Here is a 20,357-nt window from a genome sequence, read left to right as displayed (position 1 = left end):
CGTAAAAAAATGGTATGAACAATCAAATTCATACCACTCTTTTTATCTAATAGCGAATGCCTTATTCCTCAAATTTTTTAAATGCTAGCACAGCATTATGACCACCAAAGCCAAACCCATTGGACAGCGCAAAGTTAACGTCTTGATGAAGCGCCTCATTAGGAACATAGTTTAAATCACACTCGGGATCTGGTGTTTCATAATTGATTGTTGGTGGAATAATGCCATCCATTATACTTTTCAATGTAATAATGGCTTCAATTCCACCAGCCGCGCCAAATAGATGTCCTGTCATTGACTTTGTGGAGCTGACCTTTAGTTGATAGGCATGGTCACCAAAAACGTGTTTAATCGCCTTCGTTTCAGATTTATCTCCCTCTGGTGTGCTTGTACCATGTGCATTGATATAATCGATATCTACCCGATCGATAGCTGCCATTTTTAATGCCAGCTTCATGGCATTGGCGGCACCTGTAAAATCAGGTGCTGTAATATGATAAGCATCTGTTGTCACACCATAGCCAACAATCTCACCGAGAATTGTAGCGCCCCTTTGTTTGGCGTGTTCATACTCCTCTAGGAATACGATGCCAGCTCCTTCAGACATGACAAAGCCATCGCGCTCGCTATCGAATGGTCGACTGGCCTTTGTTGGCTCATCATTTCTAGTGGACATGGCTTTCATGCGTGAGAATCCTGCAAAGCTAAGTGGATTGATCGGTGCCTCCGCTCCGCCAGCTAAAATGCCATCCGCATAGCCATGTCGAATCGCTAAGAAAGCTTCTCCAATCGCTTGGTTTCCTGTCGCACAGGCTGAAACAGGTGAAAAGCTTGGTCCTTTAAATCCCGTTTTAATTGCTAGTATTCCTGCAGCCATATTGCTTATCATCATTGGCACCATAAATGGTGACACCTTCCGAGGCCCATTATCAAGCATAGCCTGATGATTTTCTAAAATTGTGTCAATGCCCCCAATGCCAGAGCCAATGTAAACGCCTAAACGCTCCTTATCTACCTGCTCCATATTTAAATTGGCTTGTGTCAGAGCTTGTTGGGCAGCGGCAACAGCATATTGCACAAATAGATCATATTTACTGATTTCTTTTTTATCCATATACTGCGTTGCATCGAAATCCGTACTCGTCCCAGCAATTTGCGTATGAATGCCGCTGAATGCCTCCCCTTGAATTTTTTGAATCCCTGATTTTCCTGCTTTAATATTCTCCCATAAGGCTGATACCGAATTACCTAACGGGGAAACAACACCATAGCCAGTCACAACGACTCTTCGTACCATGCACATCGCTCCTTCTCGTTTCATGTCTTACTTTAACAGTTCCTTTAATTGCTCCAGCATCTTTAAAAAGAATGCTTCTCCTACAACACGTTTATATTGTAATGCCCCTTTCGTACTCGAAATAAGTAATATAGCGAGAGCCTCCAAATCATTAGTAGCTTGGAGTGCACCCTGTTGTTTTGCTTCTTTCAATAGCTCAACAAAGACATCGATTTCCATTTGACTAAGCTGCTGAAGCTTATCTTGCATTGGTTGCGGTAATTCTTGATAATCTGCCTGCAACGCTGAGATAGGACAAATGCCGTCTTGCTCAAGAAATTTTATGCGCTGCATAATAAAGGCAAACGGCTTTTCCTCAGCTGGCATAGTGGACTCCTTTATCAATGTAAAAGTTCTCTCTAACCCTTGTTGAATTCTTTCGCAAACAGCAATCCCTAAATCTCCCTTCTTCTCGAAATGATAGTGAATACTGGCCTTCGTGACGCCAAGCTCCTTTGCTAAATGCTCATAACTAAATGATGTGAATCCTTTTTCCTGAATATTCTTCAATGTTAACTCTATAATTTCCATTTTTCTATTTGTCATGGCTTTATACTAACTTACTAGTAGGTAAGTGTCAATTTAAAAAAATGCAGCAGATAAACTATTTATCCGCCGCTCACGTGATTATTGCATTTCCTTTGTTGGTCCCATCACGCCAGGTACTGGTAAACCTGCTTGACGTAGCAGAACCGTCATTTGTCCACGATGATGTGTTTGATGGTCGATTAATACACGTAATATAGCCCCTTTCGGCATTGGCGCAGTAAAGCCATTTACAACCTCTAATAAATCTTCATTAGCAAGCTTAGCCACTTCCTCTTTAATACCTTTTGCTACGCTTTCATAGGCTGTCACGATCTCAGCCGCAGTCGTTGGCACTGGATCTTCTTGACGAATCGACGGTACCTTTAAACCTGCAAGATAGCTAAAATAACCTGCTGCTCCAACTAAATGCCAACCTAACCAGCCAAGTGTACTGTGACCCTCTACAATACTTTGATCTAGCTTATCATCTGTTAAAGCCTGTAATACCTGCAGTGTTCCGTTTGATGCATTGGACCATTCTTGTAAGAAATCATCTACTTGTCTATACATGTCTTTGCCCCCCATTTTTTAATTTCAATTCTATCATAGATAATTTTCCATGCTGTTACAAGTTTCTATTATTTAGTTTACATAATAATATTATTGCATTAATATCTCATTTCATTCGTATAACACTTCTCGTTCACGTATAATAAAAGAAAATAGCGAAGGAGTTTGCCTATGAGATACCCTGTTCTAGTACTTTCTGTAGCATTTTTACTTGCTGGCTGTCGTGAAGAAGTCCAGGAAGAGTCGGTGCCATCACCAACTCCGGCTGTGGAGGACAAGCAAACAGTAGAACAAGATCACACGTCACTTCTCTCCTATTTTCCACCTGATGGATCTGTTGCTTCTTTTCAAGGGGAAGGAAATGAATTTGCCAGCTTCACACTAAAAACTACCTATCTCGATACACAGCATATCGTACAAATAGAGGATAATGGTGGAGTGACACTATTAAAAATCTACCGCATAACGGATACAAGTATTGATCTTGTCTATCGAGAACCTGTTGACAGTAATCCAAGCATGCCAAGTGCAGCTGAGGCAGCATCTTATCCTGTACTGGAAACCGTACTTCAAAAGCCTTTACAAGTCGGGACAAGCTTTCAAGGTTGGACCATTGAATCAACGACCGCTACTGTTGATACTGGTACAACGGTCTATCAAGATGTCATCCAGCTAAGTCGCTCTGAAGATCAAATGACCACAACCAAATATTTTGCAAAGGACATTGGTCTAATTCGCAAAGAGGATACGATGGAAACAGAGCAAGATGAGCCATTTGTTGTGACATCAACCTTGCAAAAAATAGAATAATTGAAAGAAAACAGGCGTCCTGCTTGGGCGTCTGTTTTTTAGCAAAGGAGGCCAATCAATGAGTGATATACATAACGCAACCCCAAAGCAAGATGAATTAACGGAAGAAGAATTTATTGAACTTGTACTCGAGGAACAGCAAAAAGCATTAGCACAGGCGCGAGAAGAACGCATTTATGGAAAAAAGCCAAAAAAACAAAAGCCTCTTGTACGCTGGATCGTATGGGGTATGGCACTAGTGCTGTTTTTCAATACATTTGCCCTCATTTTTCAAATCTACTCCATACCCGCGCTTGAATTTATCAAGGTTTCAACGCGGCTCTCTGCACAAGAGGATATACAAACCTATAAAAAGGCAGTCGTTGAAATTTCAACAGGCTCCAGTAAAGGCACTGGTTTTGCCATCTCACCAGATGGTCTGATTGTCACCAACGCCCATGTTGTCGAACATGCCACAACATTATCAGTCGTCTTTCCTGATGAGGGACTGATGGAAGCAACATTAATCGAGAGCTATCCAGCCGTAGATTTAGCCTTTGTACAGGTGCAAGCTGAGCAACTTCCCTATCTACCTCTTGCAGAAGATCCACCTTACACTGTTAATGAACATGTCTATTTTATTGGAAATCCACTTGCTTTCACCGGCATCGCTAATGAAGGAACATTGCTAGAAGCCATTCAATTAGAAGATTGGCAGGAGCCAGTTAGGATGCTAAAAGCTCCTGTTTATCGTGGCAATAGTGGTAGCCCTGTAATCGATCAACATGGTGAGGTCATTGGGGTTATCTTTGCCACGATGAAATATGAGCCCATTGGAAATGTTGGCCTATTTGTACCTGTACAACAACTCCGAAATTTATTAGAAGAGCAATAAAAAATGAACCTGTAATAAGCAGGTTCATTTTTATAAGGTGTCTTAGGTTTACATAATATTATTATTTATCTTTACTTTCTTGCTTGACGAACTGAGCAATTGGCGATTTTACAGGAATTTTACTGACAACCTCATCACTCACTTCTGCAACCTTTTGTAGCACATGTAAAAGCTTGTCATCCCCTGTCCAATGCTTTTCCACTACATCTGGACCCAACTTATTAATAATGGTATTTACCACAAAAGTTGCTAATACAACATCATCTAAATAGCCACCAAAGCCTAGCAGTCCTTCTGGCATTAAATCCATCGGTAATACAAAATACGCAATGGATGCCCCAATTAATGCACGACTCTTTTTATCTACACCCGCATCGGTTACTGTTTTAATTAACAAATGAAATAAATCAGGCACAAACATTAAATACGGAGTAAACTTGTTACTTTTTCCCTTTTTCGACCCAAGAAAAGCTACTAATTTTGTACGTAGTTTCTGATAAAAATCTTGCTGCTCCTGTTCTTCAGGCAATTTTTCTTCATTATTCACATTCATCTGCCTCCTTCTTTACAAGCGATGCGCTATTTTGGCGGGGCTACCCTCCATTTTATAGGGTTATCCGCTACTTTTGTGCAGGTATCCTTCAGTTTCACATGGCTATCCGCTACTTTTATAGCGCTATCCTTTACTTTTGCATGGCTATCCGCCACTACTATATATTTAACCTAAAATAGGATTTGTAATCCTTAAACTTACAAATGATACAAAAAAGACATCCTATTTGCATAGGATGTCTTGGGTTTAACGAAGTAATTTTAATTACTGAGAATTAAAGTTTAGTTACGTTAGCAGCTTGTGGTCCGCGGTTGCCATCTACAACTTCGAATTCCACTTTTTGACCTTCGTCAAGAGTTTTGAAACCTTCGCCTTGGATAGCTGAGAAGTGTACGAATACGTCGTTTTCACCTTCAACTTCGATAAATCCAAAACCTTTTTCTGAGTTAAACCATTTTACTGTACCTTGTTTCATTTAAGAAAACCTCCAAAAAATAAAAGTGAACAATATGTAATTTCTTCAGCGATTGAAAAAAATTCACATATTACAAAGAGTACCGAACTAACGCGATCACTTTTTGTAATATGTGAATTCATGTTTCCGGTGAAGCAATTAAATTGTTAACTCAAGTATAACTGCCATTCATAATTTTGTCAAATAAAGAAAAAATCTTTTTTACTTTTTTTCAAAATTATTTTACTTCTCTTCTATTTTACACGCAATTATTCCATGATATACTTGTGCATCATCATCGCAAGCCTCACAATAAAAGCTTTCATCCTCAGACCAAAAAGCCCAATATTGCTCCTCTTTCGTTGCCTCATTATCGTAAGAGGAACGAAAATGCGCTAATTTTTGCTGTAATGCACGTTCAAAGAGCTCCTTCGTGTCAAATGTATCCTCTGTTTGAATATAAGCTTCCCAGCCTTCAAATTTCCACCAAGGCTCATAGTCCGCTTTCATGTAAATAATTGTATACATATTTGCCCATTCCTTGCTGTCATAAGATAGTTTCATTTTAGCAAACACAACTGAAATGTCTATTAAAACCACCTGAATTATGCTATTATTACCTTATTATACATACTTTTTGGAGGTTTTTTTATGTTTTCAAGTATTCGACCTAAAGCAGAGCTAGAAGAACTACTAAAACGTGGTACAGATTTACATGCAACAGGCCGATTTTACCAAACACTGGCATTCAATCATTTCAATTCACAAGATGAGGAGCACTTAAAGGCACTCTATCAAAAGCTCAAAGATATTACCCCTTCCATGAATGCCATTTTTCATCATTATTTAAGCGAGATTTCCCCTACCTCTCAATTAATCATTAGTGAAGAAAATATTAATCAATACTTAACGCAGTTTTTCTTAGCAACTCGTGATGATCATTATGTAGACGAAACTGTCAAATTTTTCAATCTATTTCGCAAGCATCAATATGAGCCAGGTAAATTAATTGTTGTCTTCAACCAATTTGCCTTCTATATTACTACATATATTTTATATAATTTTGGAATCAAGCCGAATAAAGCATTTCAATATATGAAATCATTCCAATCCGCTGTCAATGTTGATCAAGAATTATTAGTGGAAGTGTTGACAGAGCGCATTATTGAAAATGTGGTGGGAGAAGTATCCTCTTTAATGGATGTCAATGCCAAAATTATGTACATGAAGGATTTAGTTTTTAGCCTAGATAAGCAAAATGAAGAGATTCAATCCTCTACTGCTGCAACAGAACAGATTGCAGCTTCTATCAATGAGGTTGCACGCATGTCTTCCCATATATCCGAGAAAACAACTGAATCTGTTGACCATGCTACGAAAGGTAAAAACGCAATTGAGCATGCTTTGTCGGAGATTTTTAAAACAGAAGAAACCTTTACTTCCATTGTAGACTCATTTTCAGAACTGCAAAAACGGGTAAATGATATTGAGCAAGTTGTCACATTGATCAACCAAATCGCCGATCAAACCAACCTACTCGCGCTTAATGCCTCCATTGAAGCAGCGCGTGCAGGTGAGCATGGAAAAGGCTTTGCGGTCGTTGCACAGGAAGTACGAAAGCTTGCTGAAAACACGGTAGCTGCGCTAAGTGAAGTTTCTGCCAATGTTCATCATTTAAAGAGTTATTCCAACGATGTATCTAACTCGATTACAGATACAACAGCTATTATTAAAGAAGCAACCGTAGAAGCAAAAGATTCGTTACCATTATTAAATGCCATTGTTCAAGCGATTGAGGGTATTAATTTAGATGTGACAAATACAGCTGCCATTTCCCAGGAACAAGCAGCTGCGATTGATGAAGTCTCAGCAAGAATGATCCAAATTTCAAGCTTGCAGGAAGATATTCGTGATTATAGTCATAATACTTCCAGCGATATTCATTTATTAGGGAAAGAAATTAACCGCTTCCGTAATGATCTTATTGCAAACAATAATGTACAGCTTTCATCTATTGCCCTTTTACAATTATCGAAGGCGGATCATATCTTATGGAAATGGCGCATTTATAACATGTTCCTTGGCCTAGAAAACGTTGATCCAAGCGATGTTTCTTCTCATAGAGACTGTCGACTTGGCAAATGGTACACTGCGCCTCGTACAGTCGAACGTTTCGGTCATTTACAGGACTATCATGAATTAGATGGCTATCATTTACGCGTCCATGAATCAGCGAAGCTTGCGGCTGAAGCCCATAAAGCGGGTCATATCGAACAAGCTGATGTTCATCTAAAAGAAGTCGATGAGGCATCTAAGCATGTACTTTATCACATTAATAACTTAATTGCCTATTTAGAAAAAGAACGTGTCATGCAATAAAAGGAGAGGTTCGCCCCTCTCCTCTATTAAGTAGGAGGTATTCCCTTGAACAAACGAGCAAGTATAAAATTTTTTGGTGATGTCTATGGCACAGGCTACCGATTCTTCATCAAGCAAAAAGCTATTGAATTAGGGTTAAAAGGATACTGTCGATTGAATGACGCTGAACAAATTGAAGTGGAAGTGGAGGGCTCAGAAAAGGCACTCAATGAATTTCTTCTTTTTGTCCAAAAAGGCGTTAGCCCCCAAGCCGATTCCAATTCATTTTCTTTAGAATTATACGATGATTTAAAAGGCTATATACGTATGGAGTCAGACATTGTTTAATGTCTGGCTTTTTTAAATAGCTTTTAAAATCATAAAAAAGTCATGCTCTTAAGAACATGACCTCATCATTATTTTTTGATTTTTATTTTTTGAATTGCAGCAACTAATATCGATTCATCAGTGATTTTCACATATTGATTTTTAGATTCCTTCATATACCCTTCTTTGTTTAAATAGGCTTTTACTTTTGATTTTTTCTCAAAGACTTTTTCTTTCACTTTCTGCTCACTTACTTGTTCATCGATATTTTTAGTAATAGACACCAGAAAAATTTTCGTCATCCTATATCCCCCTTTGTATCAGTTACGAATTCATTTGGAAAAAGTTTCATACAAGGCCTCTAAAATTCCATTTATTAGCTCATGGATTTCATTTAACCGCTCGCTCTGAGGCAGAAGCGATCTTGAATCAAATTGCGCTCCTCTATGCAAAGACCGAATTGCAAAAAATCGCTCATTCAGATGCCAAAATGGCTCCTTAGGATTACAAAACCGACTTATTCATCGAAACAACTCACTTATTCTATGTATTATCATTGAGAAAGTTCACAAATAGCAGTAAAATTTATGTAAGGGATTAATTTTCAATGAAACTTTATGTCGATTATTTCGTATAAGAAGATAGACATATTGAAAAGCAAGGAGGATGAAACAATGCTTAGTGTCGGACAGTTTTTCTCTAGACATAGTGCCAGCTTTCTTATTTCGCTCACGACTGTTTCTATCGCAGCAATTGCGGCAAATCCTGGATTCTTCCTTGGTAGTTTACTGTTTGCGGGTTCCTATGCGACGAGTACAGCGTTGCTGAAACATAGACAAAAAAAGAAAGTCATGCAAATAGCAGGCATCACAAAAGAAGAATTCAAACACATTGAAACACAAGTATTAACAGCTAATAAGCATATTCAAACATTGAGTCAAAACTATTTACGTGTACGTTCTGTTTCTGCTTTTAAACAACTACTTGAAATGACACGTATCTCCAAAAATATCGTCAAAATCGTCAAGACAGACCCACGTAAATTTTATAATGTGGAACCATTTTTCTATGCACACTTACCTTCTGCTGTGGAATTAACGGATAAATATACGATGCTTTCAAAGCAGCCCGTGAAGGATAAGGAAATTCAATTGACCTTATCCAAAACACGTGAAACCCTAACTGATTTGAATGATACAATTCAAATTGATTTAAAGGATGCGCTTGCTAATGATATCGATCATCTGCAAATGGAGATTGAATTCGCAAATCGTTCCAATCTTAGACGTAGAGAACAATTGGACTGGCGAGGCGATGATAAATGACAGCAAACGAACACGCATTTCAACTAAATACCATACCAGGGCTTTCTCCACTAGTCCAATCCTATTTAGAAACAACTCCACAAAACGAGGCGATGGCGACTTATGAAACGCTATCGCCTCTTGCACAAAGTCGTGCATTACTATATGCCAGTCAAATCGATTTGACTGATTTTGAATCATTGCTGTCCCTTGGGCAAGATTCACAGCGAGCTCTGTCTCAATTTGCCGACCGCATGCTTGCTCAAGTTAAGCAAAAGGACGTTACAAAAATTGGCCAAATGCTTGATTCTTTAATGCAGACGTTAGATCGAGTAGATCCGACCGCCTTGGAACCAAAGAAGCAAACCTTTTTCAAAAAAATCTTTGGCAAAACCGAGCCTACTGTAAAGCAAACACTAACAGAATTTGAACGTATTAGTATACAGGTGGAGCGTATTGGTGTACAGCTGGAACGTGCACAGCTCCAGCTGATAAAGGATGTTGAAAACTTAGAAGCGCTTTATGCCCATAATCGAGGATTTTTTGAGGAATTGGCAACTGCCATTGCCGCAGGACAAATGAAGAAGCAGCAAGCCATTGAGGTAGAGCTACCTGCACAAATAACGAGTGTCCAAGCAAGCAAACAGCCACTTGCGATCCAGCAATTAAATGACTTTGCTGCTCAAATTGAAAGACTGGATCAACGTATTTATGATTTACAAGTATCTCAGCAAGTCGCGCTGCAAACAGCTCCTCAAATCCGTATGATTCAGCAGGCCAATCAAACGTTAGCTGAAAAAATTGAATTTTCTATCGTTACCTTAATTCCGCTCTGGAAAAATCAACTGGCGATGATGCTGTCCATGCATATGGATCATCATTATGCACGTTTAGAAGAACGATTATCAAGGGCCCATGATCGCTTCTCAAGTCCTACGTTTGAACAGCAAGTTTCGAAATTTAAAGAAACACAGCGAGAATTACAAACAGCGATTAAGGATGTCTTTGCACTGCATACAGCAACCGAACAAGAGAAACAACAGCTGCAAGATGTAGCGGGTGCTCAAGGCTATCAGCGGGATTAAAAAAAATGGGTGGCTCAGCAAATGCTCTGAACCACCCTGTTTTTATTTATTCAAAATAATCTTTATAATAGCCGCCGACATTTCCTGTGTTGTCGATAATAAAAATGAACTCTTCTGTTTCGTTTTTCACTTCATATTCTTTGCCTACTGTTAACACGTTTGATACTAAGTATTTCGATGCGTTTGTATGTTTGCAGGTAACCGTTCGTAATGTTGGCGCATCTTTCCATTTTAAATGTAACATATTCTCTCTACCTCTCTTTACTAGCAAAAGCTAATGTCTATTGCTTATTTTATAATATTTTTGGTCTTTTGTGGAGAAAAAAGAAATACTATACCTATTCTATCCAAAAAAAATGAAAATTTGAGGTGTTATGATGAGTTTTGGTGGTGTACCGCAATGGTTTTTTATCATTGCTGTAGCATTCGCAATCTGCTTTGTGCTTTATGCAGAATGGAATTCTAGAAAATAAGTGAGTCCAACAGGTTGGACTCACTTTTTTGTGCTTATTTTAATGTACGCTTTAAAAATTCCTTCGTACGTTCATGTTGCGGATTGACTAATACTTGTGCTGGAGGGCCTTCTTCCACAATTACGCCTTTGTCCATAAAGACAACACGATCAGCTACTTCTTTGGCAAATTCCATCTCATGTGTCACGATGAGCATCGTATTGCCCTCATCTGCGAGCTGACGCATTACCTTTAACACCTCACCCACCATTTCTGGGTCTAATGCGGATGTTGGCTCATCGAATAGCATTACATCTGGATTCATTGATAAGGCACGAGCGATGGCCACACGCTGTTTTTGTCCGCCTGAGAGCTGACGTGGCTTGGCGTTGACATATTGGTCCATACCAACGATTTTCAAATATTTAAGCGCCGTTTCTTCCGCTTCTTTTTTCGAACGTTTTAACACTTTGATTTGGCCCACTGTGCAATTACTTATGACATTGTGGTTGTTAAATAAATTGAACTGCTGGAACACCATGCCTAGATGTGTACGATATTCTTGTATATTGTGCTTTTCATCTAGGATGTCTTCCCCCTTATAAATTATTTGACCGCCACTTGGCGTTTCTAATAAATTTATGCAACGAAGCAATGTGGATTTACCAGAGCCAGAGGAGCCAATTAAACAAACTACCTCCCCTTTCTCCACTTGGAAATTCACATCTTTTAACACTTGGTTACGTCCAAATGATTTACTTAAATGTTCGATTTTAATGACTGCCATTTGTGCGTCCCCCTATACGGCTTCTTTTTGTTCTTTTTGATAGGCATCAGGACCATCTAGACGTTTTTCAACATAGAGAAGGATGCGAGATGCGGTAAATGTCATGATGAAGTAAAGAACACATGCAACGAAGAATGATTCGAAGTAACGGAAATTGTTACCCGAAATTGATTTTGTTTGGAAGAATAATTCCGTTACCCCAATGACATTTAATACGGCTGTATCTTTAATATTCATGATTAATTGGTTACCTGTCGCTGGTAAAACATTACGCGCTACTTGTGGTAAGACAACATGAAGCATAATTTGGAAGTGATTCATGCCAATTGCTGATGCTGCCTCGTATTGACCATTATCAATGGAGACAATACCGCCACGAACAATTTCTGCCATATAAGCCCCTGTATTGAGGGAAACGACTAAAATACCTGCTGTAATAAAGTGCATATCGATACCGAATGCGATATCTAATCCGTAGTAGACAACCATAGCCTGTACAATCATTGGTGTACCACGGAAAAATTCAACATAGCATGTCAGTATAAAATTAATGAGCTTTAAGCTATAAAATTTCACACCTTTTTTACGAACTGGAATCGTATGCATAATTCCGATGAAAAATCCGATAAATGCACCAATAATTGTACTAATACTCGAAATCAGTAACGTATAATACGCACCTCGTAAAAACATTTGCCAGTTGTTTTCAATAATTGAAAGTATCCATTCAAGACTCATGATGTTCCTCCTAACAATGTCATCTTGCTTGCTTATTTTTTTGTGCCCTAGCTCTTTCTACCATTCTATGATTTGTCACGCTAGGACATTATCATTATGTAGAGAGGTTCTCATTTTGATAATGATGAAATGATCATGCACGGACTATTTGCTAGTCCGTGCCATGTCATTATTGTGCTGCGGGTTGTTGAGAAATAGCTTCTTCCATAATCGCTTGACGATCATCTTCTGAAATGCCTTTTAGGATTTCATTGATTTTTTCACGATTTGCGTCATCTTTACGTAAGCCTACAGCAATTGAAGTATTTGAGAGGTCTGTATCAAAGCCTTCTTCAAATGCTACATATGTGAATTTATCGTTGGCAGCAGAAGCGGAAATGCCCTCTGGACGTTCAGCTACATAGCCATCAATTTTACCTGCTTCTAAAGCCACACGCATTGCTGGGAAGCTCTCCATTGCCGTTTGTTTTTCTACACCTTTAATTTGGTCAATCACTGTGTAGTTAGATGTATTTAATTGTGATGTAATTTTAGCACCTGAGAAGTCTTGAATCGATTTTGCGTCTTCATATTTGCTACCTTTTTTAATAACCATAACAAAATCAGAAGTATAATAGTTTTCTGTAAAATCAATTGTTTTCTTACGTTCTTCTGTTGGTGACATACCTGCGATAATTGCATCAATTTTGTTCGATTGTAGCGCTGGAACTAATCCGTCCCACTCCATTTTAACAATGACTAACTCTTTGCCTAAACCTTCAGCAATTTTCTTTGCCATTTGTACATCATAGCCACCTGCATACTCTGCATTATCCGCAATTTTCACTGCGCCATTTGCATCGTCTTGCTGTGTCCAGTTGAACGGTGGGTAGCCAGCCTCCATTCCGATTCGGAATTCACCGCCGCTTTCTTCTTTGTCAGTTCCAGCATCACTTGAACCGCCCTCTTTTTTGTCACTCGTGCCACATGCAGCTAGCACAATTGCCGTCATGATAGAGATCATTACTAACAACCATTTTCTTTTCATGAAAAACTCCCCTTTTCTGTAAAAAATAAGACAACTGTACTAAAAAAGACCTAAGTATATTGAACTTAGGTCTTACCTTTTATGACAGTTGCCCAAATCCTCACTATAATTTCCATGTTTCCGAGATAGCACAACCTAGTAAATCTGGAAATCCATTTACTAGGACAGTCCTGCACTTATTCACTGCAGACCCAGTATAAAAGTACGAGCTCCTTTTATACTTCGGCGATATTTCCTTCTTCATTGCGTCTTCGCTTGCTTGTACTCAACAATGAACTAATAAATACCGCGCCTCTACCTCACTGGTAACAATTCGTGAGGTTTGTTTATTTAATTGATATTTAGATACTACTATAAAACTAATATGTTCGTCAAGACGATTTTGACATTTTTCTGACTAATGACAATATTAGGATATTGCGCGTTCTGTATCCATTTTAAATCGTTGAGCTTTCGTCGATATTTCTGAAAATTACAACAAATTTTTATTATAGACTACGTGATCTATGTGAGAAAAGTTGTGTTTATTTCTTTTTTGCTCCTCTTAACGATATAACATTAGTACTCTTTCAAAACTAGAATTGGCCAAACCTTTCGTCATGCACAAAAAACCCTGCTGAACATTGTTCGCAGGGTCTAATGACATTATGAATTTAATAATAAATCTTCAGGATTTTCGATTAATTCTTTAACCGTTTTTAAGAATCCTACAGAATCTTTACCATCAATGATACGGTGATCGTATGAAAGTGCTACATACATCATTGGACGGATTTGAACTTCACCATTTACTGCAACTGGACGGTTTACAATTGAGTGCATACCTAAAATACCAGCTTGTGTACCGTTCATAATTGGTGTTGACATTAATGAACCGAATACACCACCATTTGTGATTGTGAATGATCCACCAGCCATGTCATTTAAGCCTAATTTTTTATCACGAGCTTTTGTCGCTAAGTTAGCGATATCTTTTTCGATTTCTGCAAAGTTTTTGCTATTTGCATCGCGTACAACTGGTACGACTAAACCTTCTTCAGTTGATACAGCAATACCGATATCAAAGAAGTTATTTAAATGAATTTCATCGCCAGAGATTTGAGCGTTTACGTATGGATATTTTTTCAGTGCTGCAACAACAGCTTTCGTGAAGAATGACATGAAACCAAGTTTGATGTCGTTTGCTTTTACAAACTCTTCTTGTTTACGTTTACGAAGTGCCATGATGTTTGTCATGTCAATTTCGTTGAATGTTGTTAACATTGCTGTTGATTGTTTCACTTCTAATAAACGTTTTGCAATTGTTTGGCGACGACGGCTCATTTTTTCAATTGTTACACGGTCAGAATTAGCTGCTGGTGTGAACACTACTGGGCCACCTGAAGTTGCTACTGATGTAGGTGCTGCTGGTGCTACAGCTGGTGCTGTACCATGAGCTGCTACATCTTGTACACGTACACGTCCTTGTGGATCTACTGGAGATACCGCTGCAAGGTCAATACCTTTTTCACGTGCAAGACGACGTGCTGCTGGAGATGCAACTACACGCTCACCAGAAGTTTCTTCTACTACTGGAGCTGCTGCAACTGGTGCTGCTGCGGCTTGTGGCGCTGCTGGTGCAGGTGCTGCCTCAGTTGGTGCTGCCGCTGCTGGAGCTGCTGCTGCGCCTTCGCCTGCTTCTACTACTGCGATAACTTGACCAACTAGTACAGTATCGCCTTCTTCAGCTAAAATTTGTGTTAATACACCTGCTTCTTCAGAAATGATCTCAGCGTTTACTTTATCTGTTTCAAGTTCAACGATGAATTCACCTTTTTCAACGCGATCGCCCACTTTTTTTACCCACTGTGCGATACTACCTTCTGTAATCGATTCTGCTAATTCAGGGACTTTAATTTCAGCCACTTTCATTTCCTCCTTTGATTAACGTGCATGACGCACATAGAAGGGCTACTGCTTAAGGGCAAGTAGCCCGGTTTCAAAAATTAATATGTGATTATTTAACCTTTACTGGCTCAGCAACCGCTTCTTCAATAAGAGCTGCTTGTGCTGCTTTATGAGAATCTGCATCCCCTTCAGAAGTTGAGCTCATTGCAGGACGGCCTACATAGCGAAGCTTTTTACCTTCTGAAAGTTCATATAATGTTTCTAATGCATAATTCCATGAGCCTTGGTTTTTCGGTTCTTCTTGTACCCAAACGATCTCTTTTGCATTAGGATACTTAGCAATGATACCAGCAACTTGCTCTTTTGGGAATGGGTAAAGTTGTTCTACACGAATAATGTGTAGGTGATCGAAGCCTTCGCCGTCTTTCACGCGCTCTGCTAAGTCGATCATCACTTTACCTGTACCTAAAACGATACGCTCTACAGCTTCTGCTTTAGCCCCTAAGCCTGGTTGCTCAATCACTTCTTGGAATGAACCATTTGCTAATTGCTCAGCATTCGCCGCAGCTAATGGGTGACGTAATAATGATTTTGGTGATACGACTACAAGTGGACGTACCCCTTCTGTACCTAATAATGCTGCTTGACGGCGTAATAAGTGGTAGTAGTTTCCTGCATTTGAACAGTTCGCTACAAACCAGTTATTTTCAGCTGACATTTGTAAATAGCGTTCCATACGGCTTGAAGAGTGCTCTGGACCTTGACCTTCATAACCATGAGGTAAAAGGATAACTAGACCAGATTTTTGACCCCATTTTGAGCGTGCCCCTGAAATAAAGTTATCAAACATCACTTGTGCCATATTCGCAAAGTCACCGAATTGTGCTTCCCATACTGTTAGTACATGGCTGTTTTCTAGGTTGTAACCATACTCAAAGCCTACCACCCCAGCTTCAGTCAGTGGAGAGTTGTGTACTGTAAAGGATGCGTTCGCACCAGAAATATGGTGTAGTGGTGTGAAGACATTGCCATTGTTTTTATCATGCAGTACTAAGTGACGTTGAGAGAATGTACCACGTTGTGCATCTTGACCTGTAAAGCGTACTGGTGTTCCATCTTGAATAATCGTTGCATACGCTAAAGTTTCAGCATGACCCCAGTCAACTTTTGCAGACGCGTAAGCATCACGGCGTTTTTCTAAGATTTTACCAAGCTTTTTCTGTGGTTCGAAGTTTTCTTCAAACACTAAAAGCTCTTCATTGATTTTTTCTAAACGTTCCGCACCTACTGCTGTATCAATTTGTGGGAACTCTACTTTTAATTCTTCTGGCATTTCTAAATGATGATGATCATCTTTTTCTGCCATTTCTTTGACGTGGTCATAGGCTGCTTGCATTTCTGCATAGATAGCTGTATCTAGTGCAGCTACATCATCAGCAGTTACAAGACCTTCTGCCACTAATTGTGCACCATATAATGCACGCACTGTTTCATGTTTAGACACTAATTTGTATGTTTCTGGGTTTGTCACGGTTGGGTCATCTGTTTCATTATGACCATGGCGACGGTAACCTACTAAGTCCACAATAATGTCTTTGCCAAATGTTTGACGGTAGTTTGCCGCAAAACGTCCAACTTGCACTACTGCCTCTGGGCTATCTGCGTTGACATGGATTACTGGTACTTCATAGCCTTTTGCAGGGTCAGAAGAATACACAGAAGAACGAGAATCATAATGTTCTGTTGTGAATCCAATCATATTGTTTGCGATAATATGGATTGTTCCACCTGTTGTAAAGCCTTCTGTTTTAGCGAAGTTTAACACTTCTGTTACAATCCCTTGACCTGGGAATGCAGCATCACCATGCACAAGAATGCCTAAGCCCTTTGTACGGTCGAAAACAGGTTGCCCTGGTTTAGACGTATCATCTTGTGTTGCACGAGTAGCACCAAGTACGACTGGATTGCCTACTTCTAAGTGAGATGGGTTGTAAGCCAATTTCACGTTCATACCAGATTCACGGTTGTAAGAAGCACCCATGTGGTATTTCACATCACCTGTCCATCCTTTTGTAATTTCAAGGCGGCCATGCTCTGGCATAAATAAATCATTGGAAACATGTGCAAAATCAGAGAACATCATGTCATAAGGTTTATTTAAAATGTGTGTTAAAACGTTTAAGCGACCACGGTGTGCCATACCAATACGTACGTTTTCCACATTTTTCGCTTCTGCCGTTTTAATGATTTCATCAAATAGAACGATTTGCGTGTCTAAGCCCTCACCAGAGAAACGCTTTTGTCCTACAAATGTTTTATGAATAAATTTCTCGAAATTTTCAACGCGAGTTAAACGATCTAATAAGGCTTTCTTCTCATCCGCAGATAATGCTTGTTTGAATGAGCCTGATTCGATTTGCGCTTGAATCCAATCACGTTCTTCAGTAGCTACTACGTGACCATATTCAAATGCTACTTTATCTGTATAAATAGCTTTTAAATAGTCGATTGCATCCTTACCATTTTTCACGTTTGCTGGCACATCTTTGAAGAAGATTGCTGCAGGAATTTCAGCTAAATCTGCAGCGCTTAAGTTGAACGCGCTTTCTTCAATTTGAGCTGTTTGTAGTTCACGGTTTTTCAGAGGATAAATATCTGCCGCTAAATGACCGCGTGAACGAATTGCATCTGCTAGTTTTACAGCGGCTAACACTTTTTTGTAATCGCCAGCAGGAGCCGCTGCTGTATGACTAGCTACAGCTACTTCACCTTCTACTACTACTGGTGCACCAAATTGTTGGAATAAAGAAACTAACTCCGGTTCTACTTCTTCAGGAGACTGTAAGAATAAGTCGTATTGCTCCATCACATATCCTAGGTTAGGACCAGAGAAAGCTGACCATGGAGAACTTACAGTTGTAACGTTGTTCGACATGAAAAATGACCTCCAAATTTTGCCTTTCGGCAGTTCCATTAATTAAATTGCAATTAATTATATAATATTTAGCCGTTCTTTAAAAGAATGTTTCACACTACTTTACCATATTTTAAAGAACGTTTTTTCCATCTCAATCTTACTACTCTTCACAAAAAATACAACTCTTTTTAGCAAATTAAGCAATTTTTTTCGCAAAGGATAGAATAATGAAATAAAGCGTGTATTTTTCTTAATATTTTAGTGGGATTTTCAGCGAGAAAACGGTTCCAATATGAACCTCACTCTTGACTTCTACTGTTGCATTGTATTTTTCAAGTAACATCTTCGAAATACTAAGCCCTAAGCCTGTTCCACCAATTTGGCGATTTCTTGCTTCATCCACTCGATAAAAACGATCAAAGATAAACGGAATATTGTCTGGTGCTATTCCTATACCATTATCAGCAATTTCTAAACATGCATAATTTCCAGCAACAGAAATAGAAATTTGTATCTCAGGAATTTTTTCACAATAACGAATAGCATTTTCTATTATATTACGGACGATTTGACTTAGTGCATTTTCGGTGATAAATAATGGACCGATGTCACCATGTTTCGACAGCGACATTCGCGCTTGTGGATGAACAAGCCTCAGCTCATCCATTACTGCTTCAATGACCACTAGTGCATTGGCCTCACTTGTTTCATCTTTTTCCTCACGGCGTGCAAGCTCTAATAATTCCTCAATCATTTTGCGCATACGTGCAATTTCTGTTAAGGAGGTATCAATGGATTCCTCTAATATGGCAGGATCATGTTTGCCCCACCTTTTTAAAAGAGAAAGATGCCCTTCAATTGCTTGAATAGGCGTACGCAGCTCATGTGAAGCATCTGCGACAAATTGCTGCTGCTGGGTAAATGAGATTTGGAGCTCATTCATCATGGCATTGTACATTTTCAGTAAATCTCCAATTTCGTCATGTGATGTATAGGTTAGCTGTATTGGCTCATTAAATCCTTGATCCATTACTGTTTTCATGGATGCACGCAATTCATGTAGTGGTTTCATTAAATAGTTCGCTAGATAATAGCCAATAGAGCCAGATAACACTAAGGCACCTAACCCTGCAATCAGCATGGCTGTCAAAAGATAATGCATGAGAGATTGAAAACTAGTTAAGGGATGAATCACCTGAATATAGCCTTGGAAAAAGCCCATCCGAATCGGTTCATTGATGACCAGCACATCCTGCTTATCAATGGTCATCTCAAAAATTTCTTGCAACGAATTAAGTGGTGCAGCAGCAGAGGTATCATTAATCCGTAAAATATCCACACCATCTGCATTAAATATTCGGACCGTCTCATCACGATCCGCAATCGATTTGAGCAAGCCTGTATTTTGCTGAATTTGCTGAATGGTAATTGTAGGACCCTGTGACTCAAAAAAAGAGATGATATCCTTACTTGTCCGATTGACCTTACTCTCCTCATCGTTTAATAACCATGTATGCAAAGAAAGATAGACGACTACACAAATAATCGTAAAGCTAATAAAGATGACACTGCTTGAGGTCAGCATCCATTTTTTCTGCAACGACTGCTGACGCAAATAATTTCTTAACTTATTCATTCTCGCATCACATACCCAACACCGCGAACGGTTTCAATATAATCATTCATCGCCCCAGGGAGCTTTGTACGTAAATGTCTGATATAAACATCTACCACGTTGGTCTCGATATCCGTATCATAGCCCCAAACGGATGTTAAAATATGCTCTCGTGTACATACTCTATTTTTGTGCTCAATTAATAGTTTCAATAAGTCATATTCTGTCTTTGTTAGATCAAGTTTATTCCCCTGAACGAAAACTTCATAGGCAGCTACATCTATTTCAATATCCCGTAGGCATAAAGATTCACTGCTTGTCTGCTCTGGCGTGACACGACGTAAAATCGTCCGTATCCTAGCCAGCAGCTCTTCAATCGCAAAAGGTTTGACGATATAGTCATCAGCCCCTGCATCGAGTCCTGCTACACGATCCATCACAGCATCTCGTGCCGTTAATAAAATGATTGGTACTTGTGATTGTGTTCGGATACGACGGCAAATCTCAATCCCATTAATACTTGGTAACATCACATCCAGTAAAAGTACATCAAAATTTTCCGATGTTGCCAAAGCCAATCCTTCTCGACCATCAAAGGCAGTTTTTACTTCATAGCCTTCGTGTTGTAATTCAAGTTCGACAAAGCGAGCGATATGCTTTTCATCTTCTACCAACAATATCTTCTTAGGCATCATATCACCTTCTATTCCAAAATAACGATGTAGGATTTTTATC

The 20,357-nt window shown here is 39.1% G+C and carries 21 protein-coding genes and 1 riboswitch; of the genes, 6 read left to right on the top strand and 15 right to left on the bottom strand.

The genetic code is table 11. The features are described 5' to 3' along the window. Window positions 1-61: 61 nt before the first annotated feature. From fabF to MHB39_RS11450, 3 genes are all read right to left on the bottom strand, one after another. On the bottom strand, window positions 62-1,297 hold the full coding sequence (gene fabF / locus MHB39_RS11460; protein WP_342546822.1) for a beta-ketoacyl-ACP synthase II: 1,236 nt from the start codon (window positions 1,295-1,297) through the stop codon (window positions 62-64). Window positions 1,298-1,324: 27 nt separating this feature from the next. Next, entirely contained in the window at window positions 1,325-1,882 is a 558-nt protein-coding gene (locus MHB39_RS11455; protein WP_339280941.1) for a TetR/AcrR family transcriptional regulator, read from the bottom strand. A gap of 81 nt (window positions 1,883-1,963) precedes the next feature. Continuing rightward, window positions 1,964-2,434 carry a DinB family protein gene (locus MHB39_RS11450; protein WP_342546821.1) on the bottom strand — a complete coding sequence of 157 codons (471 nt, stop codon included), beginning with the start codon at window positions 2,432-2,434 and terminating at the stop codon, window positions 1,964-1,966. Between the two features lie 171 nt (window positions 2,435-2,605). On the opposite strand from MHB39_RS11450, the gene MHB39_RS11445 reads away from it, so the two are divergent. Beyond that, window positions 2,606-3,244: a hypothetical protein gene (locus tag MHB39_RS11445; RefSeq protein WP_342546820.1), complete on the top strand. Its 639-nt coding sequence runs from the start codon at window positions 2,606-2,608 to the stop codon at window positions 3,242-3,244. 58 nt (window positions 3,245-3,302) lie between these two features. After that, window positions 3,303-4,118, top strand: a complete 816-nt coding sequence (locus tag MHB39_RS11440) for a serine protease (protein ID WP_103118108.1) — start codon at window positions 3,303-3,305, stop codon at window positions 4,116-4,118. 61 nt (window positions 4,119-4,179) lie between these two features. On the opposite strand, the gene MHB39_RS11435 is transcribed toward MHB39_RS11440, so the two are convergent. The 3 genes from MHB39_RS11435 to MHB39_RS11425 all read right to left on the bottom strand — a co-directional run bounded on the left by MHB39_RS11435 (window position 4,180) and on the right by MHB39_RS11425 (window position 5,653). After that, window positions 4,180-4,671, bottom strand: a complete 492-nt coding sequence (locus MHB39_RS11435) for a DUF1232 domain-containing protein (protein WP_066036791.1) — start codon at window positions 4,669-4,671, stop codon at window positions 4,180-4,182. A 274-nt stretch (window positions 4,672-4,945) separates the two neighbouring features. Next, window positions 4,946-5,146: a cold-shock protein gene (locus MHB39_RS11430; RefSeq protein ID WP_004230088.1), complete on the bottom strand. Its 201-nt coding sequence runs from the start codon at window positions 5,144-5,146 to the stop codon at window positions 4,946-4,948. A 222-nt stretch (window positions 5,147-5,368) separates the two neighbouring features. Further along, the gene (locus MHB39_RS11425) at window positions 5,369-5,653 is read right to left on the bottom strand and encodes a DUF1033 family protein (RefSeq protein WP_208644731.1); all 285 of its coding nucleotides are present in this window, start codon (window positions 5,651-5,653) and stop codon (window positions 5,369-5,371) included. A 123-nt stretch (window positions 5,654-5,776) separates the two neighbouring features. Here MHB39_RS11425 and MHB39_RS11420 point away from each other — a divergent pair, with 123 nt between their 5' ends. Together MHB39_RS11420 and MHB39_RS11415 are read left to right on the top strand one after the other, a co-directional pair. Then, on the top strand, window positions 5,777-7,504 hold the full coding sequence (locus MHB39_RS11420; RefSeq protein WP_312124385.1) for a globin-coupled sensor protein: 1,728 nt from the start codon (window positions 5,777-5,779) through the stop codon (window positions 7,502-7,504). A gap of 45 nt (window positions 7,505-7,549) precedes the next feature. After that, the gene (locus tag MHB39_RS11415; protein WP_016994023.1) at window positions 7,550-7,831 is read left to right on the top strand and encodes an acylphosphatase; all 282 of its coding nucleotides are present in this window, start codon (window positions 7,550-7,552) and stop codon (window positions 7,829-7,831) included. Between the two features lie 68 nt (window positions 7,832-7,899). On the opposite strand, the gene MHB39_RS11410 is transcribed toward MHB39_RS11415, so the two are convergent. Next, window positions 7,900-8,112: a hypothetical protein gene (locus tag MHB39_RS11410; RefSeq protein ID WP_036078997.1), complete on the bottom strand. Its 213-nt coding sequence runs from the start codon at window positions 8,110-8,112 to the stop codon at window positions 7,900-7,902. 372 nt (window positions 8,113-8,484) lie between these two features. Here MHB39_RS11410 and MHB39_RS11405 point away from each other — a divergent pair, with 372 nt between their 5' ends. Next, window positions 8,485-9,135 (top strand): 5-bromo-4-chloroindolyl phosphate hydrolysis family protein, encoded by a 651-nt coding sequence (locus tag MHB39_RS11405; protein ID WP_342546813.1) that lies wholly within the window; start codon window positions 8,485-8,487, stop codon window positions 9,133-9,135. Beyond that, a complete protein-coding gene (locus MHB39_RS11400) occupies window positions 9,132-10,199 on the top strand; it encodes a toxic anion resistance protein (protein WP_036078996.1) in 1,068 nt (355 codons plus the stop codon). Before MHB39_RS11405 ends, MHB39_RS11400 begins: the two co-directional genes overlap by 4 nt. Window positions 10,200-10,245: 46 nt before the next feature. Here the strand turns inward: MHB39_RS11400 and MHB39_RS11395 are convergent, their stop codons facing one another. The 8 genes from MHB39_RS11395 to MHB39_RS11360 form a co-directional block, all read right to left on the bottom strand. Then, on the bottom strand, window positions 10,246-10,443 hold the full coding sequence (locus MHB39_RS11395) for a DUF6501 family protein (protein WP_016994029.1): 198 nt from the start codon (window positions 10,441-10,443) through the stop codon (window positions 10,246-10,248). Between the two features lie 263 nt (window positions 10,444-10,706). Then, window positions 10,707-11,438 (bottom strand): amino acid ABC transporter ATP-binding protein, encoded by a 732-nt coding sequence (locus MHB39_RS11390; protein ID WP_016994031.1) that lies wholly within the window; start codon window positions 11,436-11,438, stop codon window positions 10,707-10,709. A gap of 12 nt (window positions 11,439-11,450) precedes the next feature. Then, on the bottom strand, window positions 11,451-12,176 hold the full coding sequence (locus MHB39_RS11385; RefSeq protein WP_004230111.1) for an amino acid ABC transporter permease: 726 nt from the start codon (window positions 12,174-12,176) through the stop codon (window positions 11,451-11,453). Between the two features lie 169 nt (window positions 12,177-12,345). Continuing rightward, the gene (locus MHB39_RS11380) at window positions 12,346-13,203 is read right to left on the bottom strand and encodes a transporter substrate-binding domain-containing protein (RefSeq protein WP_036078994.1); all 858 of its coding nucleotides are present in this window, start codon (window positions 13,201-13,203) and stop codon (window positions 12,346-12,348) included. A gap of 118 nt (window positions 13,204-13,321) precedes the next feature. Further along, window positions 13,322-13,508: riboswitch (Lysine riboswitch) on the bottom strand. A gap of 340 nt (window positions 13,509-13,848) precedes the next feature. Then, the gene (gene odhB, locus MHB39_RS11375) at window positions 13,849-15,108 is read right to left on the bottom strand and encodes a 2-oxoglutarate dehydrogenase complex dihydrolipoyllysine-residue succinyltransferase (RefSeq protein WP_036078993.1); all 1,260 of its coding nucleotides are present in this window, start codon (window positions 15,106-15,108) and stop codon (window positions 13,849-13,851) included. Window positions 15,109-15,199: 91 nt separating this feature from the next. After that, window positions 15,200-18,025: a 2-oxoglutarate dehydrogenase E1 component gene (locus tag MHB39_RS11370; protein WP_342546809.1), complete on the bottom strand. Its 2,826-nt coding sequence runs from the start codon at window positions 18,023-18,025 to the stop codon at window positions 15,200-15,202. A gap of 232 nt (window positions 18,026-18,257) precedes the next feature. Beyond that, a complete protein-coding gene (locus tag MHB39_RS11365; RefSeq protein WP_342546807.1) occupies window positions 18,258-19,643 on the bottom strand; it encodes a HAMP domain-containing histidine kinase in 1,386 nt (461 codons plus the stop codon). Next, entirely contained in the window at window positions 19,640-20,314 is a 675-nt protein-coding gene (locus tag MHB39_RS11360) for a response regulator transcription factor (RefSeq protein ID WP_048392894.1), read from the bottom strand. The genes MHB39_RS11365 and MHB39_RS11360 overlap by 4 nt, the downstream gene beginning before the upstream one ends. Window positions 20,315-20,357: the final 43 nt, after the last annotated feature.

It is taken from the genome of Lysinibacillus sp. FSL K6-4013 (genome assembly GCF_038630435.1).
Taxonomy (GTDB): domain Bacteria; phylum Bacillota; class Bacilli; order Bacillales_A; family Planococcaceae; genus Lysinibacillus; species Lysinibacillus boronitolerans.
Note: the sequence above shows the minus strand (reverse complement) of the source record. Positions and strands in the feature narration are given on the sequence as shown.

Coding starts and splice junctions, on each gene's coding strand:
- MHB39_RS11405 (WP_342546813.1), top strand. CDS start 8,485: ATGCTTAGTGTCGGACAGTTTTTCTCTAGACATAGTGCCAGCTTTCTT.
- MHB39_RS11410 (WP_036078997.1), bottom strand. CDS start 8,112: ATGACGAAAATTTTTCTGGTGTCTATTACTAAAAATATCGATGAACAA.
- MHB39_RS11435 (WP_066036791.1), bottom strand. CDS start 4,671: ATGAATGTGAATAATGAAGAAAAATTGCCTGAAGAACAGGAGCAGCAA.
- MHB39_RS11425 (WP_208644731.1), bottom strand. CDS start 5,653: ATGTATACAATTATTTACATGAAAGCGGACTATGAGCCTTGGTGGAAA.
- MHB39_RS11450 (WP_342546821.1), bottom strand. CDS start 2,434: ATGTATAGACAAGTAGATGATTTCTTACAAGAATGGTCCAATGCATCA.
- MHB39_RS11370 (WP_342546809.1), bottom strand. CDS start 18,025: ATGTCGAACAACGTTACAACTGTAAGTTCTCCATGGTCAGCTTTCTCT.
- MHB39_RS11420 (WP_312124385.1), top strand. CDS start 5,777: ATGTTTTCAAGTATTCGACCTAAAGCAGAGCTAGAAGAACTACTAAAA.
- MHB39_RS11440 (WP_103118108.1), top strand. CDS start 3,303: ATGAGTGATATACATAACGCAACCCCAAAGCAAGATGAATTAACGGAA.
- MHB39_RS11360 (WP_048392894.1), bottom strand. CDS start 20,314: ATGCCTAAGAAGATATTGTTGGTAGAAGATGAAAAGCATATCGCTCGC.
- MHB39_RS11400 (WP_036078996.1), top strand. CDS start 9,132: ATGACAGCAAACGAACACGCATTTCAACTAAATACCATACCAGGGCTT.
- MHB39_RS11385 (WP_004230111.1), bottom strand. CDS start 12,176: ATGAGTCTTGAATGGATACTTTCAATTATTGAAAACAACTGGCAAATG.
- fabF (WP_342546822.1), bottom strand. CDS start 1,297: ATGGTACGAAGAGTCGTTGTGACTGGCTATGGTGTTGTTTCCCCGTTA.
- MHB39_RS11380 (WP_036078994.1), bottom strand. CDS start 13,203: ATGAAAAGAAAATGGTTGTTAGTAATGATCTCTATCATGACGGCAATT.
- MHB39_RS11390 (WP_016994031.1), bottom strand. CDS start 11,438: ATGGCAGTCATTAAAATCGAACATTTAAGTAAATCATTTGGACGTAAC.
- MHB39_RS11430 (WP_004230088.1), bottom strand. CDS start 5,146: ATGAAACAAGGTACAGTAAAATGGTTTAACTCAGAAAAAGGTTTTGGA.
- MHB39_RS11445 (WP_342546820.1), top strand. CDS start 2,606: ATGAGATACCCTGTTCTAGTACTTTCTGTAGCATTTTTACTTGCTGGC.
- MHB39_RS11395 (WP_016994029.1), bottom strand. CDS start 10,443: ATGTTACATTTAAAATGGAAAGATGCGCCAACATTACGAACGGTTACC.
- MHB39_RS11455 (WP_339280941.1), bottom strand. CDS start 1,882: ATGACAAATAGAAAAATGGAAATTATAGAGTTAACATTGAAGAATATT.
- MHB39_RS11365 (WP_342546807.1), bottom strand. CDS start 19,643: ATGAATAAGTTAAGAAATTATTTGCGTCAGCAGTCGTTGCAGAAAAAA.